Here is a 15,813-nt window from a genome sequence, read left to right as displayed (position 1 = left end):
CTGCGCGTGGCAGACGGGCCTGGCTTGGGTCGGTTCTGGGTCACAGGCCGCCGGTGCGGCTGTGGATGACGACGTCACCGTAGAGCGAGATGTAAGGCTGGTTCAGGTAGAGGTGGCGAATCTCGTTGGCCGGAAAATACACTGAACTTCCTGGTGCCAGGCCAGCAACCTGGATCGTGCATGTCTTGCCGCTGTCCGACGCCTGCAACCTCGTCTCGGCCCACGATTGGTGAGTGTTCTCGAAGTGGTAGAGGTCGATTCGAGCCCAACTTCCGTTGAGGCAGTTGACCGACGCTGTGACACCCGCGCTCTCTGCAGTTGTCAGACCGACCCCGCGAAGAGTGAACACCAGACGGATCTGCTCCCCAATTGAAGAAACTTGGTCGGGAGCCGTGAAGCTGAACGAAGATGTGTTGGTCGCAGGTGCAGGCTCGGCTGAGGCCGACGAGGCGGTGCCGACGGCGAGGCCGGCCGCGAGGGTGAGAGCGGCGGTGGCCGCGGTGAGAGTACGGCGTGAAGTCTTTGCGAACATGAGTGTTCCTCCTATATTGTTGTTCATAGGAAGAGATGCCGTTCACGGGCATCCATTACGCCGCTTTCGCAAAAAGTTTGCGAATGAGTTCAGCGGGTCGAGGCGGCGGCCGTCAGTGCCGGCACGACGAGGGGCTCCTCGGGCGTGACCGGTGCGGCGGCGGGCGGGCCGAAGGCGACGCCGGCCTTGTCGAGGATGGCCGCCGTCTCCGAGGCGCTGGTGTACGACACCCGCGCGTAGTGCCCGATCGGCACGACTGAGTGCAGCACGGTGTTCTCGTAGACGTGGATCAGGTTGAAGGCCTGGGCGCCGTCGCGGGCGAGGGTGCCGCCGATGGGCACGTTGAGGTCCTGCGTGTAGCAGGTGGCCGACGCGACACTGACGGGGATGCCCGCGAACATCGCCGTCGAGGAGTAGTGCAGGTGGCCGGCGATGATCGAGCGCACGTCGCTGCCCTGCAGCACCTCGGCGAGCGACGCCTGGTCACGGAGCTCCACCATCACGGCGAGGTCGAGCACACTCGGCACGGGCGGGTGGTGCATGGCGAGGATCGTGCCGTGCGGCGCAGGGCTCGAGAGCTCCTCGGCCAGCCAGTCCAGCTGGTCGGGTGTGACCTCGCCGTAGTGGGAGCCGGGAACGGTCGAGTCGAGCGTGATGATGCGGAGGCCGTTGATGTCGTGCACGCGGTCGATGGGCCTCATCGATGGCTGCTGGTCGAGGAGACCCGCACGGAACGCTGCACGGTTGTCGTGGTTGCCCATCACCCAGATGACGACAGCACCGAGCTTCGCGGCGGCCGGCTCGACGATCGCCCGGAGCTTCTCGTAGGCCTTCGGGTCGCCCTTGTCGGCGAGGTCGCCGGTGAAGATGATGGCCTCTGGCCGGGCGCCCGACTCGAGCAGCTCTCCGAGGATCCTCGTGAGATGGCCTTCGCTGTCGACCTTGCCGTACAGCAGGTCGTCGGTGCCGACGAAGTGCGTGTCGCTGAAATGGAGCACGAAGTGGTCAGGACGCGGGTACTGCGCGAGGGTGGTCATTGTGAATGAGCCGTTTCGGGTTGACTTCCCGCTGTGGTGGGCGCACGACGGGTGGTGCGGGACAAAGCCAACCAGACATATCTGGACGCGAGGTTAACGCCACGCGGATTATTCAGAAACACGACGTTCGATGATTTTGTGCCTGAAGAAGTATGTCATTCTGAGGTCGGCGTGGCGACCTTTTCCCCCAGTCGGTGCGCCCGGAGAGGTGAATTCCCATGAAATTCTCACAGGTCATCAGAGGCGCGGTCACCCGCAGGCCCTCCACAGACGGCTCCGGAACGCACGATGTGGTCGCCGATCCGGTCGATGCGGAGGGGGGCGGAGGTGTCATCGACAACGCGATCTACTCCCACGGCACCCGAGTTCTCTCGCCCGCCACACCCCAGCAGACGATCGAGGCTCTGGCGAGCATCCCGGACGCCCTCGCCTGGATAGGGCTCTACCGTCCGAACGGCGCGGCCCTCGCCGACCTGCAGGCCGAGTTCGACCTGCACCCGCTCGCGATCGAGGATGCGGTCGGCGCCCACCAGCGGCCGAAGCTCGAACGCTACGGAGACGTCCTGTTCGTCGTACTGCGGGCGGCCTTCTATGTGGACGAACGGGAGGAGGTCGAATTCGGCGAGCTCCACCTGTTCGTCGGGCCGAACTTCGTGGTCTCGGTGCGGCACAGCGCCAAGCCCGACCTGTCGGTGGTCCGCCGTCGGATGGAGGGCGATCCGCGGCTGCTCGCACTCGGGCCCATCGCCGCGCTCTACGGCATCATGGACGCGGTCGTCGACCAGTACGCTCCCGTCGTCGCCGGCCTCGAGACGGACATCGACGAGATCGAGGCGCAGGTGTTCGAGGGGGACCCTTCGGTGTCCCGGCGCATCTATGAGCTCTCCCAGGAGGTGCTCGACTTCCAGCGCGCGACCCTGCCGCTCACGGCGATGCTGCAGACCCTCCGGGAGACCTACGGCAAGGGGGAGGGAAACCTCGAGCTGAAGCGGGCGTTCCGGGATGTCGCCGACCACGTCGCCGTCGTGAACGAGCGGGTGGATGGATTCCGGCAGACGCTCAGGGAGATCCTGACGGTGAACGCGACCCTCGTCGCGCAGCGCCAGAACGAGGACATGAAGAAGCTCGCAGAGACGAGCAACCACCAGAACGACGAGGTCAAGAAGATCTCCGCCTGGGCGGCCATCTTCTTCGCGCCGACTGTGGTGACGGGCATCTATGGCATGAACTTCGACTACATGCCCGAACTGCACTTCGCGTGGAGCTATCCGGCGGCGCTCGGGCTCATGGTGGGGCTCAGCGTGGGCCTGTACGCCATGTTCAAGAAGCGCGGCTGGCTCTGATTGTCCGGCTGGCTCTGATTGTTCGGCTGGCTCTGAGCGCAAGGTTGGTTCTGAAGGCAGGGCTGGCTCTGAGCGCAAGGGGCCGACGAGATCAGGGCTGCGGCGTAGCCTGAGGCGATGACGTCACTGTGGTTCGACTCCCGTTCTGAAACCGGTGCTGGGATCACGACAGACCCGTTCGAACCGGATGCCCGCTACGACGAGGTCGTGGTGGGGGCGGGGTTGACGGGTCTCGTGACCGCGCTGCTGTTCGCGAGAACGGGCAAACGGGTCGCGGTGCTGGAGTCGCGCTCGATCGGTGCGGTCGCAACCGGCCGTTCGACCGCAAAGCTGTCGCTCCTGCAAGGGAGTCAACTGCAGAAGATCAGGGCGCACACGTACCAATCGATCGTGCAGGCCTATGTGGACGCCAACCGCGCCGGCCAGGAGTGGATGCTCGACTACGCCTCCTCGAGCGGTGTCGCCGTGCAGCGCCGCGACGCGGTCAGTTACGCGGGAACCGCTGCGGGTGTCGAGACGGTGGGGCGGGAGTTCCGGATCGCCCGGGCATCCGGGCTCGATGTGCGGCTCGTCGACAGCACCGACCTGCCCTTCGAGACGTTCGGCGCCGTCGTGCTCACCGACCAGGCGCAGTTCGACCCGCTCGACGTTCTCACCGCGCTGGCGGCGGACGTTCGGGCGCTCGGCGGCGTCATCGTCGAGAACACCCGGGTGACGGGGGTGCGGGCATCCGATCCGGCCGAGGTGCGCACCTCGCGTGGAACGGTCTTCGGTGCGCACGTGCACCTCACCACGGGGGTGCCGATCCTCGACCGCGGGCTGTATTTCGCGAAGCTGCGGGCGCAGCGGTCGTATGCGGGGTCGTACGAGGTGCCGGAGAGTGGCGCGTTGCCTCAGAGCATGTACCTGTCGGTGGATGCGCCGAGCCGCTCGATCCGCACGGTGCCAGGTGCCGGTGGGGAGACCTCGACGCTGATCGTCGGCGGGAACGGGCATCCGGTCGGCCGCGCCGGCGACACCCAGCGGCTGGTCGACGACCTGCACGAGTGGACCGCACGGCACTTCCCGGGTGCCGTACCCACGCACTCGTGGAGCGCCCAGGACTACGAGACGCCGCACCGGGTTCCCTTTGTGGGGTACCTGCCGCGCGGCCGGGGGCGCATCTACTTCGCGAGCGGCTACGACAAGTGGGGGATGACCAACGCCGTGCAGGCCGCGCTCACGCTGTTCAGCGACCTCTCGGGCGACTCGCCGTCCTGGGCGAAGACGCTTCACCACCGGGCCACGCTGCCGGCCGCGATGGCGTCGGGCATCGGCGCGAACGCTGCAACGGGTTGGTGGGCGCTGAAGGGGTGGGCGGGTGTGCTCGCCGGTCCGTCGACGGATGCCCTTCCGCTCCCCGCCGAGGGGGAGGGACTGATCGGGCGGTCAGGCATCCATCCGACGGGAACATCGACCGTCGGGGGTCGCACCTGCCAGGTCTCGGCCGTCTGTCCGCACCTCGGCGGGGTGCTCACCTGGAACTCCGCCGAGACGAGCTGGGACTGTCCCCTCCACGGCTCCCGTTTCGCGCCCGACGGCACGCTCCTCGAGGGCCCCACCGCCCGCGACCTGAGGGTCTGACTTCAGGGAGCTGCTCTGCTAGCCGCGGGGGCGGTTCGCCAGGCGGGCGACCGCGGTGGTGGGGATCGAGACCCAGGTGGGGCGGTTCCGCACCTCGTAGATCGCCTCGTAGAGCGCCTTGTCGATCTCGAAGGCGTCGAGGAGGGCACGATTCGCGCGGAGGTCGAGCCCCGCGCGGGCGATGTACGCGTCGAGGAAGGCGGCCCGGGCATCCAGCGCCCACTGCGTCGCGGACTCGCCGGGGTGGGTCTGCGCGTAGGAACCGGCGACGTAGTCGAAGGAACGGAGCATGCCCGCGATGTCGCGGAGCACGAGGTCGGGCTGGCTCCGCTCGACCATCGGCCGGAGCGGCTCGCCCTCGAAGTCCACCAGCACCCAGCCGCCGTTCGGCGTGTGAAGCACCTGGCCGAGGTGGTAGTCGCCGTGGATCCGCTGGAGATTCGGCCAGGGGCTCGCCTCGGCGGCCTCGAAGACCCGCTCGATGGCGTCGTTGTGCTCGGCGAGCGACGGCACCTCGCGTACGGCTCCGCCGTGACGACGGCGCATGCTCGTCATGACACCGGCGACGAGATCGTCGGAGGGGGCGACGGTCGGCAGCACGGCGGCGAGCGTCTCGTGCACCTCCGCGGTGGCCTCGCCGAGAGCGGCGGCCTCGGCGACGAACGAGCGTCCGGCCTCGACCGCGTCGAGGGCCACGCGCCAGGCATCCTCGACGCCCGGCAGGAACTCCTGCGCGAAGGCGAGATGCCCCGAGGTGCGCCCGTCGGGCATCCGCGAGTCGTGCCACTGGCCGACGACGCTTCCGATCGAGGCGGGCACCCGGGTGGAACCGGCCTTCGCCAGGGCGGACTGCAGCACCACGTCGGGGTTGTTGCCGTGGTGGAGCACCCGGAACACCTTGCAGATGACGGGCCGATGTTCCGCGCCCTCCGCGGTCGTCACCGTCATGATGATCGACGAGTTCGACTGCTCACCGCTCAGCACCCTGGCGTGGGTCACGGTGAGGGGATGCCCGGAGACCTGGGCCCGCCCCGTGGCCGTCGCGCCGCCGGTGCCGTCGCTCGCCTGGTCGCGGGCGATCAGGTCGAGGAGGGCGCCCGAGTAGGCGAGGTCGTGGGTTCCGTCGTAGACGAACTGGGTGTGAGCGCCCTTGTCGCCCACGGTCACGGCGTTGACCGGAACGTCACTGTCCGGGCTGTCGGAGCCCGGCTCCGCGCTCACGGCGACGATCAGGGAGGCCTCGAGTTCGGGAGCGCGCTCGCTCCGCACGGTGAGGGGCACCTGGTAGAGGCGGGACTGCTGGCCGCCCTCGTCGAGCACGAGGAACGTCGTGACCCGCACCTCCGCGTCGCCGTGCGGCAGGTCGAAGCTGCCGATCAGCCGCAGCGCAGGGCTGGTGGTCTTGCCACCGAACCAGCGCTGCCGGGGCATCCATTCGGTCAGGGAATCGATGAGGGCATTGTCGAAGGGCGCTGAATCGGGGCCTGAGAGGTCACCGGGTGCTGTGTCGGTCATGATTCGCTTTCGTCGTGGCCAGCAAGAGTGCTCAGCCTATGCTTCCGTACTCGGTGTCCCCTGAACAGGGGTTGCGCCTGCGGGGGCCTGGGCACGGGGTGCCTGTGCGCCGGGGGCCTGGGCGCCGGGTGCGCTGAGTGCACCGAGCACATCGAGCATCCACGCGTACTCGTAGGCGGTCTCCTTCCAGCGCTCGTAGCGCCCGCTCACCCCGCCGTGCCCGGCTGTGAGCTCGATCTTCAGCAGCGGATCCGCTCCCGCTTCGCGCAGCCTTGCGACCCACTTGGCCGGTTCCACGTACAGCACCCGCGTGTCGTTCAGGCTGGTCACCGCGAGGATCTTCGGGTACCGGATGCCGTCCCGCACGTTCTCGTAGGGGGAGTACGACTTCATGTAGGCGTAGACCCCGGCGTCGTGGAGGGGATCGCCCCACTCGTCCCATTCGATCACGGTGAGCGGCAGCGACGGGTCGAGGATCGAGGTGAGAGCGTCGACGAACGGCACCTGCGCGAGGATGCCCGCGAAGAGTTCTGGCGTATCGTTGGCGATCGCGCCCATCAGCAGCCCGCCGGCGCTTCCGCCCTGCGCGACGAGCCGGTCGGGCGTGGTGTAGCCGGCGTCGACGAGGTGGTGCGCCGCGGCGATGAAGTCGCTGAACGTGTTGCGTTTCGCGAGCTTCTTGCCCTGCTCGTACCACCAGCGTCCGCGTTCGCCGCCGCCGCGCACATGGGCGATGGCGAAGACCACGCCGCGATCGAGGAGCGAGAGCCGGGCGACCGAGAACGACGGGTCGATGCTCGCCTCGTACGATCCGTAGCCGTAGAGAACGAGGGGAGCGGGGGCACCGGTGCGCACGAGATCCCGGCGCTCGACGAGCGAGATCGGGATGAGCGTGCCGTCGTCGGCCTCCGCCCATTCGCGGCGCTGGGTGTAGGCGCTGCTGTCGTAGCCGCCGAGCACCGGTTGCTGCTTGAGCTGGCGGAGGTCACCGGTGGAGAGAACGTAGTCGTAGACGGTGGAGGGGGTCACGAACGAGGTGAAGCCGACGCGGAGGGTCGGCTGGGTCCACTCCGGGTTGCCGCCGGTGCCGACGGAGAAGAGCGGCTCGGTGAAGGGGAGCTCCTCGAGAGGGCCGTAGCCGGGGAGGAGCCCTCGGCTGCTGCTGCCCACCGCGCCCGCGGCGCCCGGCGCTGAGTCCGTGGCAGCATCCAGCCGGATGACCGCCACGCGGGTCAGCGCGTCGCGCCGGTACTCCACGCTGAGGTGGGTCTCGAAGGCGTCGACGCTCTCGAGCCGCACGTCGTCGCTCGCCGCCAGCACGGTACGCCAGCGGGACTCGTCGAGCGGAGCATCCGGAGCCACCTCCAGCAGCTCGAAGTTCTCACCATTCGCATTGTGGGTGACGAGGAGGCGGTCGCCTGCGCTGTCGCCTGCCCCCGGGATGACGGCGTGCTCGACCAAGTACTCGATGCCCTCCACCCGCGGCCAGACGAGTACGAAGTCGCCCTCGGGGTCGGCTGTGTCGAGCAGGTGGGTCTCACTGGTGACGCTCGAGCCGAGGTCGAGCTGCAGGTACTTCTCGCTGCGGGTGAGACCGATACCGAGCCAGTAGCGCTCGTCGGGTTCGGTGAAGACGACGACGTCGGTCCCGTCACTGCCGACCCGGTGCCGCCAGATGGTGTCGGGGCGCCACGCCTCGTCGACGGTCGGGTAGAAGACGAAGCGCCCGTCGGGGGTGAAGGTGGCTCCGGGCGCGGTGTTCTCCACGACGTCCGGCAGATTCTCGCCGGTGTCGAGGTCGCGGATGCGGAGTGTGTAGCGCTCGTCGCCCACCGTGTCCACGGCGTAGGCGAGCAGCCGGCCATCCGTGCTCGTGTCGAAGCTCCCGAGGGAGTAGAAGTCGGTGCCCTCCGCCTCGACGTTGTCGTCGAGCACGACCACCTCGCCGGGAACGGCAACGCCGGGTTCGAGGCGGGGCGGGGTCCAGTCGTCGGTGCCGGCGATGGGCGCGCGGGCGTGGATGCCGTACTGGCTGCCCTCGACCGTGCGGGTGTAGTACCACCAGGAGCCGCTCCTCACGGGAACCGACAGGTCGGTCTCGAGGGTGCGGGCCTTGATCTCGTCGAAGACAGCCTGTCGAACGGGTTCGAGGTGCGCCGTCTGCTGCTCGGCCCAGGCGTTCTCGGCGGTGAGGTGTGCGAGCACCTTCTCGTCGTCCTTCTCGCGAAGCCATTCGTAGTGGTCGATCACCGTGTCGCCGTGATGGATGCGTTCGGTGGGGGCCTTCCGGGCGACCGGGGGATGCTGCAGTGACATGCATCCACCGTAGTTGAGTTAGCGTGTAAGGCGGAGTCGAAGGCAAGAGGGTCGGGGCAACGGGCATGAATCATCAGGTGCACATCGAGATCGAGCGGAAGTACGACGTCGACGACCAGACCGTCGTGCCGGATCTGACCGGGGTGGCCCAGGTCGCGCGGGTCTCCGACCCCGAGACGGTGACGCTGCACGCGGTCTACTACGACACCGCGGAACTCCATCTCGCAGCCCAGCGGATCGTGCTCCGGCGCCGCGAGGGCGGCTCCGACGAGGGCTGGCACATCAAACTGCCGGGCGACGAGGGCCGGTTGGAGCTGCACTGGCCGCTCGGCGACGACGGACCGATCCCCGAGGCCGTGCTCGACCTCGTGCTGGTGCACGTGCGCGATCATCCGCTCGCTCCTGTCGCCCGACTGACCACGACCCGCACGACGACCTGCCTCCACGACGGCGACGACGTGGCGCTCGCCGAGATCGCCGACGACCTGGTGTCGGCCGGGGATGTCGCCACCGCCCAGCTGCGGGTCTGGCGCGAATGGGAGGTCGAACTCACCGACGACGCTCCCGGCTCGCCGCGGAAGCGCGCTCTGCTGCTCGACGCCATCGAGAAGAAGCTCGAGACGGCTGGTGCCCGGCCGTCGGCGAGCGTCTCGAAGCTCGCCCACGCGCTCGGCCGCGAGCGGTTGGGGGAGCGGGAACCCCGGCGACCGCTCAGCGGCAAGAGCTCGGCGGGTGATGTGCTCCGTGCCGCGATCGCTGTGCAGACGGAACGGCTGAAGCAGGCCGATCCACTCGTTCGCCAAGACGAAGCGGGTGCGGTGCACACGATGCGCTCCTCCGTGCGGCGGCTGCGGAGCATCCTCGCCACCTACCGGTCGGTGCTGGACTCCGACGAGGCGAAGCGGCTCGAGCGGGAGCTCGCCGAACTCGGAACCGTGCTCGGCGACACCCGCGACCCGCAGGTCATGCACGACAGGGCGCGGAATCTCGTGCGCTCACAGGCGAACAAGCGTATGCACGAAGCGGTGCTCGCGCGCCTCGTCTCCGACAAGGAGGCGGAGTACCAGCGCTCGCTCGGCTACCTGCAGCGCATCCTGTCGAGCGCACGGTACTTCCGGCTGCTCGATTCTCTCGAAGCGTTCGCCGCCGGCACGGGCGACGCAGCCCGGCTCGGCAAGAGATCGGCCGGGCGCGCCACGAAGGTGCTCGGCCGGCCGATCACCGCGGACTTCCGGCGGGTGAAGAGACGGATGAAGGCCGTTGCGAAGGCGGGCAACCCCGACGAGTGGAATGCCCGGGTGCACGTGGTGCGGAAAGCCGCCCGGCGGCTGCGGTTCGGCATCGAGGCGGTGACCTCGGGCGACACCGCGTTCGCGGGAACGGCGGTGTTCGGCGAGAAGGTCGCGCGCCTCGCCTCCGCCGCGGAGCGGGTGCAGGATGCGCTGGGGGAGTACCGCGACAGCGTGGCGCTCCAGCGGCTGCTGTACGCCACTGCCGGAGCCGCCGCCGAGGCCGGCGAGAACACCTTCGGGTACGGCCGTCTGCACGCGCTGGAGCAGCAGCGCGCCGACCGCGCGATCGAGGACTACGCCCGCGCCCGCGGCGAGTTCCTCACCGCGAAGAAGTGGCTGCCCGGCGCCTGAGCGCCCCCGCCCCGCCCCGCCGCCGGGATGCGGACCCTCGCACTAGGCTGGGGGCACGTTCTGCAGCCTTCCGCGGCGCACTGTGGCCGCCCGTCGAGTGGGGTCACGATGAGCATTCCGAGGATCCTGCCCCGACGGCGGGCCCGCACCCTTGACGAGCAGGTCGAGCTGCACAGGGTGCCGATCGTTCGCGGAATCGAGGGCCAGGCCTCCTGGAACGCCCGCATGGAGTGGCCGCTCACCGCGGTGTCGCTGGTGTTCCTCATCGCGTATTCGTGGGATGTGATCGGCAACCTCCACGACGAGGCCAACTTCGTCGCCGAGATCGTCATGTGGGCGGTCTGGGGCGTCTTCGTGGTGAACTACGTCGCGAACCTCTACCTCGCTCCGCGCCGGTGGCGGTGGTTCTTCACGCACATCCTCGAGTTCCTGATCGTCGTGCTGCCGCTGCTGCGCCCCCTCCGGCTCCTGCGGTTGGTCATGCTGTTCTCCGTGTTGCAGCGCACGGCGGGCACAGCGTTCCGCGGACGCGTGGCCACCTACGTGATCGGGTCCGCCGGCCTGCTCGTGCTGATCGCGGCCCTCGGCATCCTGGACTCCGAGCAGAACGCACCGGGGCATCCATCGTCTCGTTCGGCGACGCGCTGTGGTGGGCCTTCGTCACCATCACGACGGTCGGTTACGGCGACTACACGCCAGTCACGGTGGAGGGGCGGATGATCGCGGTCGGACTGATGATCGCGGGCATCGCCCTTCTCGGTGTGGTGACCGCGACCCTCGCCAGCTGGCTGGTCGACCGCGTGCGGAGCAGCGAGGTGCAGGTGCAGCGGGCGAACGTCGACCATGTCGACGCCCTGTCGCGGCAGATCGACGAGCTGCGGGCCGAGATGGCGCACTCGCGCGAGGTGTTCACCGCGGAGTTGCGGGCGCTCCGGGAGGAGACTCCGAAGGGTTAGGCCCTGTTCCCGGATCAGCTCACGTGCACGGCCGGGCGGAGCGTGACGTTCTTCTCCGCCTCGCGGAGCACCTCGCGGGTGACCGGCGCGACCTCGCCGCTGCCGGTGATCAGAAAACGGAGCATGTTCGACACGGGGTTGCCCTCCGTCCACTCGAAGTAGATCTCTGGCACGACCCCCGTCTCGTCGCGGATCGTCAGCATCACCACGGCGAGCGTGTTGGGCACGTTGCCGCTTCGCACCTCGAGCACCCGGTAACCGTGCTTGGTCACTCCGCGAACGACCAGATCCTCCTCGAAGTTCGATGAGTCGGCCGGATAGACCTCGATGAAGATGATCCTCGCCGAGTTCGGAATGTGGCTGTCGTGCCGCTCCTCCTTGTTCTTGATGCGGTACTCGAGCGCGCTGCCGTCGTCGGGCTCGTTCGCAATGAGGTGGATCACCCTGAGTTCGGCATCGGCCCGGAGGAACTCCAGAGCGGTCTCGTCGAGCGTCACCGAAGTGGCCCGCAACTGGAACGAGCGCTGCACGCGGGAGACCAGCGACACGACGAGGATCGCCAGGATGAACAGCGCCGCGATGCGCACGCCGTCGGGCCGCTCGAACACGTTCGCGATGGTCGTGTAGACGAAGACCAGCGCGACGATGCCGAACCCGACCGTGCGCTTCTTCTGCCGCTGGCGACGGGCAGACAGGGTGACCGCGACCGAGGCGGAGGTGATCAGCACGAGCACTCCTGTCGCATAGGCGCCGCCCTGGGCATCCACACTGGCCTTGAAGGCGAGGGTGATGATGAAGGCGATGCTGGTGAACACGAGCACGAGCGGCCTGACCGCGCGCACCCACTGCGGGGCCATACCGTAGCGGGGCAGGTACCGGGGCACGAGGTTCAGCAGGCCCGCCATGGCCGAAGCGCCGGCGAACCAGAGGATGGCGATGGTCGAGATGTCGTAGATCGTTCCGAAGGCACTGCCGAGGTACTCGTGTGCGAGATAGGCCAGGGCGCGGCCGTTGGCCTGCCCACCCGCCTGGAACTCTGCCTGCGGGATGAGCAGCGTGGTGACGAAGCTCGACGTGATGAGGAAGGTGCTCATGATGACGGCGGCCGTCGTGAGGAGGCGCCAGGTTCCCCGGATGCGCCCGGTCGGCTGCTCGGGAGTGTCGCCCGGGCTGCCGGTGATCTGCGGCATCACGGCCACGCCGGTCTCGAAGCCGGACAGGCCGAGGGCGAGCTTCGGGAAGACGATCAGCGCTATGCCCACCATGACCAGCGGGTTGCCGTGCTGCGCGTTCAGCGCCTCCCACCAGTTGGTGATCACAACGGTGTTCTCGAACACGTGGACGATCGACACGAGCACCACGACGAAGTTCAGCACCAGGTAGACCGCGACGAGCACGGTGGCGATGCCGATGGCCTCCTTGAAGCCGCGGATGAAGACGGCCCCGAGCAGCGCCACCAGCACGAGAGTGATGATGACCTCGTTGCCGTGGAACCACGACGGCGCGAACGGGTTCTCGATGGCGTGCGCCGAGGCGTCGGCGGCCGACAGGGTGATCGTGATCATGAAGTCGGTGGCGGCGAACCCCAGCAGCACCAGCACGAAGAGCTTGCCACCCCACCAGGGCAGCAGCCGCTCGAGCATCGCGATCGAACCCTCGCCCTTGAAGCTCTCGCGAGCGACCCGGCGGTACACCGGCAGGGCGCCGAACAGGGTGAGCAGCAGCAGCACGATCGTGGCGAACGGCGAGAGCAACCCGGCCGCAAGTGCGGCGATCGCGGGCTGGTAGCCGAGGGTCGAGAAGTAGTCGACGCCGGTCAGGCACATCACCCGCCACCAGGAGTGCGTCTTCTCGACCTTCACGCCGTAGGAGCCCTGGTAGCGCCCCGACTGGTCGACGAGGCCCTGGAGCAGCCACTGTCGGAGTCGGCTCTGGGGTCTGGCCTCCGGATCGGGTATCACGTGGTGCCGGGCGTTCGCCTTGTCGGTGTCGGGTGCGGGCATGGCCATCCTCGGTGCGGTTGAGGTGCGGGGATCAGGGCGGTGTGGGGATCAGGGCGGTGCGGGGATCAGGGCGGTGTGGGGATCAGTGCAGGTTCCACGCCGGTACGACGTCGAATCCGTCGGTAACGATACCCCGCTCGAGGAACGCGACGAGGTCGTCGAGTGCACGGCTGGAGCTCCGTACTGCACGCGGGTACTCTGTCCAGTCGAGGCGCTGGGGCGGGTAGGCGATGGAGCGCACGGCCACCCCCGATTCGCGGAGCAGCTCGACGAGATTCTGGGAGGGGTCGCTTCGGCTCGCTGCACGATCGCCGTACTGCTGCACGAGTGTCGCGGGGAGTTCGGAGAGCCGGGCCACGAGCGACGTGCGGAGGGCGTCCTCCGTGGCGGGAGGCCCGGTGAGCAGCGCGAAATCGGGGGAGATGAGCGCCTGCCTCTGGATGCGCGGCCCGCCGGGCACCTCGGAAACCGAAACCGCGCTATCGGGCACGTCGCGGGTGTCCCTGGCCCGCATCGCGGTGCGGGCGGCCAGGGCTCCGCCCGTGCCCACGCCGACGAGCGCGATCTTCGGGTCGCCGCCGGCGCCGCTGGCACTGCCGCCGCTTGCACCGCTGCCGCTGCTGCCGCCACCGCCCGCCCCGAGCGCACGGAGCAGTGCTTCGAACGCCGCCTCCCTGTCGTCGAGCACCGCAGCGGGAATCTGCACCGTCACCACCACGACCGGCAGCCGCCGGGCGAGCGAAGCGGCCAGCCAGTCGCCGCTTCTCCGCCCACGCGCGGAGACGGCTTCGGCGTCGGGGAAGAACACCACGAGGGGAGCGGCTGCCCCGGCACCGCCGACATCCGCACCGCCCACGCGTTCGTGGCGTTTCAGGCGAACGGTGTCGAAGGGGGCGGCCAGGGTCTCCTCGCGAACCTCGACGCCGCGCACGCGCCTGCCGGCGTAGAACCCACGGGCGAACGGCACGTGCCCGATCGCCCAGGCGGCGCTCCCAGCACCCCCGGGCGAACCGCCCTGCTCCGCGTCAGAACTCATCAGAACCCATCGGATCCCACGATACCGGTCAGGACCTGTTGCGGGTCACCGTCGACGTGTCGAGCGCCAGCTCCTCGGCGTCGAGCCCGCGCAACACGCTCCGCATGACGTCCTCGTCGAGTTCGCCGGCATTCCGCTGCCGCAGCACGACCGACCGCCGGAAGTCGATGAGCTCCCGGCGGAGCGACGTGAGCTGGGGCCCGCTGAGCCGGGGCTTCTCCGCCTCGGCCGTGTCGAGGCCGGGGGCGTCGATGTCCTGCTGGTCGAGTTCGTTCTCATCGAGCAGAACGGTCGCCTGGCGTTCGTACTGCTGCTTCAGGATCTCGATCGATCCGTCGAGCTCGTCGAGACCGTACTTCGTGCCCCACTTCTCGCGGTGCTGGTCGATGTAGTCGTTCGCCTCCCGCACGCTGAGCTCGAAGATCCGCACCTCCTCGACGCCGTCGCGCTCTTCCTGTCCGCTGTCGATCACGTTCAGGCGACGGATGATCCACGGCAGGCTCAGTCCCTGCAGCAGCAGTGTGCCGACGGTCACGACAAAGGCCACCAGCGTGATCGTCTCGCGGCCGGCGAACTCACCGGAGGCGGCCATGGTGGGCACGGCCGCAGCCGAGGCCAGGGTGACGACCCCGCGCATCCCGGTCCACGAGACGACCACGAGTTCGCGCCTGCTGAACTGCGGCTGCGGATGCTCGCTCCGGTGCGCACGGCCGCGCCGAACGATGCCGAGCCTCCGGATGCCCGGCATCCGCTCGACCAGATGCCTGCCGAGCCGCCTGCCGAGGTTCCGCTGCCCCTTGGTGCGGTAGTAGGTGGCGAACACGTAGGCCGGACGAACGAGCAGCACGACCACGAACACGGCGCCGGCGAGGGCTGCCGACCGGGCGAGGCCGAGCGAGCTGCCCGACACCGCCCGCACGACGTCGGCGACCTGCAGTCCGATCAGGGCGAACACGAAGCCCTCCAGCAGGAGGTCGATCGAGGCCCACACCGGGCGCTCCTGCAGCCGGGTCTCGTAGCCGGTCTTCGGGGAGTTGTAGCCCACATAGAGTCCCGCTGCCACGACCGCGAGCACACCCGAGCCGCCGAGGGCCTCACCCGCGGCATAGGCGCCGAAGGGCACGAGCAGCCCGAGGGTCGTGCCGACGAGCGAGTCGGGAACCCGGGTGCGGACGAATTGCACCAGCACACCGATCACCAGCCCGACAGCCAGCCCCACGACGATCGCCAGCACGAACATCCAGAGCACACCGCCCACGCTCAGCATGGATCCGCCGATGATCGCGACGAACACCTTGAAGAGGGTCAGGGAGGCGGCGTCGTTGATCAGGCTCTCACCCGAGAGCACCGTCATCACTCGGCGGGGCAGCCCCAGCCGGCGACCGATCGACGAAGCGGAGACAGCATCGGGTGGTGCCACGATCGCCCCGAGGAGCAGGGCGCCGGGCAGAGTGAGCGCGGGGACCAGCCACCACGCGACGAGCCCGACGACGAGCGCCGTCACCACCACCAGCCCGATCCCGAGCCGCCGGATCTGCCGGAGGCTCTGCGAGAAGTTCTGGAACGAGACATCCAGAGCCGCTGAATAGAGCAGGGGCGGCAGGATGACGCTCAGCACGATCTCGGGATCGATCTCGATGCTCGGAACACCGGGAATGAACGAGACGCCGAGCGCCACGGCGACGACCAGGAGCGGTGCCGGCCAGCCGCGCCAGCGCGCCAGAGCGCTGACGGCGAGGGAACCCGCCAGGATGAGCAGCAGTTCAGCGGGATCCATGGTGCTTCACCCTAGGCATCTGCGGTCGTCCC

The 15,813-nt window shown here is 68.7% G+C and carries 12 protein-coding genes; 5 read left to right on the top strand and 7 right to left on the bottom strand.

Features of this window, described 5'->3' with window-relative positions; all coding sequences use genetic code 11:
- Window positions 1-40: 40 nt before the first annotated feature.
- Entirely contained in the window at window positions 41-532 is a 492-nt protein-coding gene (locus B7R21_RS11095) for a hypothetical protein (protein ID WP_116283325.1), read from the bottom strand.
- Window positions 533-621: 89 nt separating this feature from the next.
- Window positions 622-1,569, bottom strand: coding sequence for a phosphodiesterase (locus tag B7R21_RS11090; protein WP_116283324.1), 948 nt, complete (start codon window positions 1,567-1,569; stop codon window positions 622-624).
- Window positions 1,570-1,787: 218 nt separating this feature from the next.
- Between B7R21_RS11090 and B7R21_RS11085 the strand changes: the two genes are divergently transcribed.
- Complete coding sequence (locus tag B7R21_RS11085) at window positions 1,788-2,912, top strand: magnesium and cobalt transport protein CorA (protein ID WP_116283323.1); 1,125 nt, start codon at window positions 1,788-1,790, stop codon at window positions 2,910-2,912.
- Window positions 2,913-3,029: 117 nt separating this feature from the next.
- The gene (locus B7R21_RS11080) at window positions 3,030-4,535 is read left to right on the top strand and encodes an FAD-dependent oxidoreductase (protein WP_116283322.1); all 1,506 of its coding nucleotides are present in this window, start codon (window positions 3,030-3,032) and stop codon (window positions 4,533-4,535) included.
- 18 nt (window positions 4,536-4,553) lie between these two features.
- Here the strand turns inward: B7R21_RS11080 and B7R21_RS11075 are convergent, their stop codons facing one another.
- Window positions 4,554-6,050 (bottom strand): maltokinase N-terminal cap-like domain-containing protein, encoded by a 1,497-nt coding sequence (locus tag B7R21_RS11075; protein ID WP_116283321.1) that lies wholly within the window; start codon window positions 6,048-6,050, stop codon window positions 4,554-4,556.
- 36 nt (window positions 6,051-6,086) lie between these two features.
- Window positions 6,087-8,366 (bottom strand): S9 family peptidase, encoded by a 2,280-nt coding sequence (locus B7R21_RS11070; RefSeq protein ID WP_116283320.1) that lies wholly within the window; start codon window positions 8,364-8,366, stop codon window positions 6,087-6,089.
- Window positions 8,367-8,431: 65 nt separating this feature from the next.
- Between B7R21_RS11070 and B7R21_RS11065 the strand changes: the two genes are divergently transcribed.
- The 3 genes from B7R21_RS11065 to B7R21_RS20715 all read left to right on the top strand — a co-directional run bounded on the left by B7R21_RS11065 (window position 8,432) and on the right by B7R21_RS20715 (window position 10,965).
- Window positions 8,432-10,009, top strand: a complete 1,578-nt coding sequence (locus tag B7R21_RS11065) for a CYTH and CHAD domain-containing protein (RefSeq protein ID WP_116283319.1) — start codon at window positions 8,432-8,434, stop codon at window positions 10,007-10,009.
- Window positions 10,010-10,117: 108 nt separating this feature from the next.
- Window positions 10,118-10,729 carry a hypothetical protein gene (locus B7R21_RS20720; protein WP_253259780.1) on the top strand — a complete coding sequence of 204 codons (612 nt, stop codon included), beginning with the start codon at window positions 10,118-10,120 and terminating at the stop codon, window positions 10,727-10,729.
- Window positions 10,633-10,965: a potassium channel family protein gene (locus B7R21_RS20715; RefSeq protein ID WP_253259774.1), complete on the top strand. Its 333-nt coding sequence runs from the start codon at window positions 10,633-10,635 to the stop codon at window positions 10,963-10,965. Before B7R21_RS20720 ends, B7R21_RS20715 begins: the two co-directional genes overlap by 97 nt.
- A gap of 14 nt (window positions 10,966-10,979) precedes the next feature.
- Here B7R21_RS20715 and B7R21_RS11055 read toward each other — a convergent pair whose 3' ends face one another.
- The 3 genes from B7R21_RS11055 to B7R21_RS11045 all read right to left on the bottom strand — a co-directional run bounded on the left by B7R21_RS11055 (window position 10,980) and on the right by B7R21_RS11045 (window position 15,781).
- Entirely contained in the window at window positions 10,980-12,968 is a 1,989-nt protein-coding gene (locus B7R21_RS11055) for an amino acid transporter (protein WP_116283318.1), read from the bottom strand.
- An 82-nt stretch (window positions 12,969-13,050) separates the two neighbouring features.
- Entirely contained in the window at window positions 13,051-14,004 is a 954-nt protein-coding gene (locus B7R21_RS11050; protein ID WP_116283317.1) for an alpha/beta hydrolase, read from the bottom strand.
- Between the two features lie 28 nt (window positions 14,005-14,032).
- Entirely contained in the window at window positions 14,033-15,781 is a 1,749-nt protein-coding gene (locus B7R21_RS11045) for a cation:proton antiporter (protein WP_116283316.1), read from the bottom strand.
- Window positions 15,782-15,813: the final 32 nt, after the last annotated feature.

The organism is Subtercola boreus (assembly GCF_003399625.1).
GTDB lineage: Bacteria > Actinomycetota > Actinomycetes > Actinomycetales > Microbacteriaceae > Subtercola > Subtercola boreus_C.
The sequence above is the reverse complement of the archived record's forward strand: the minus strand, read 5'-3'. Positions and strand labels throughout refer to the sequence as shown.

Bases quoted from the DNA above. Each gene is read 5' to 3' on its own strand.
- B7R21_RS11050 (WP_116283317.1), bottom strand. From the start codon at position 14,004: ATGAGTTCTGACGCGGAGCAGGGCGGTTCGCCCGGGGGTGCTGGGAGC.
- B7R21_RS11085 (WP_116283323.1), top strand. From the start codon at position 1,788: ATGAAATTCTCACAGGTCATCAGAGGCGCGGTCACCCGCAGGCCCTCC.
- B7R21_RS20720 (WP_253259780.1), top strand. From the start codon at position 10,118: ATGAGCATTCCGAGGATCCTGCCCCGACGGCGGGCCCGCACCCTTGAC.
- B7R21_RS11065 (WP_116283319.1), top strand. From the start codon at position 8,432: ATGAATCATCAGGTGCACATCGAGATCGAGCGGAAGTACGACGTCGAC.
- B7R21_RS11070 (WP_116283320.1), bottom strand. From the start codon at position 8,366: ATGTCACTGCAGCATCCCCCGGTCGCCCGGAAGGCCCCCACCGAACGC.
- B7R21_RS11090 (WP_116283324.1), bottom strand. From the start codon at position 1,569: ATGACCACCCTCGCGCAGTACCCGCGTCCTGACCACTTCGTGCTCCAT.
- B7R21_RS11055 (WP_116283318.1), bottom strand. From the start codon at position 12,968: ATGCCCGCACCCGACACCGACAAGGCGAACGCCCGGCACCACGTGATA.
- B7R21_RS11095 (WP_116283325.1), bottom strand. From the start codon at position 532: ATGTTCGCAAAGACTTCACGCCGTACTCTCACCGCGGCCACCGCCGCT.
- B7R21_RS11075 (WP_116283321.1), bottom strand. From the start codon at position 6,050: ATGACCGACACAGCACCCGGTGACCTCTCAGGCCCCGATTCAGCGCCC.
- B7R21_RS11080 (WP_116283322.1), top strand. From the start codon at position 3,030: ATGACGTCACTGTGGTTCGACTCCCGTTCTGAAACCGGTGCTGGGATC.
- B7R21_RS11045 (WP_116283316.1), bottom strand. From the start codon at position 15,781: ATGGATCCCGCTGAACTGCTGCTCATCCTGGCGGGTTCCCTCGCCGTC.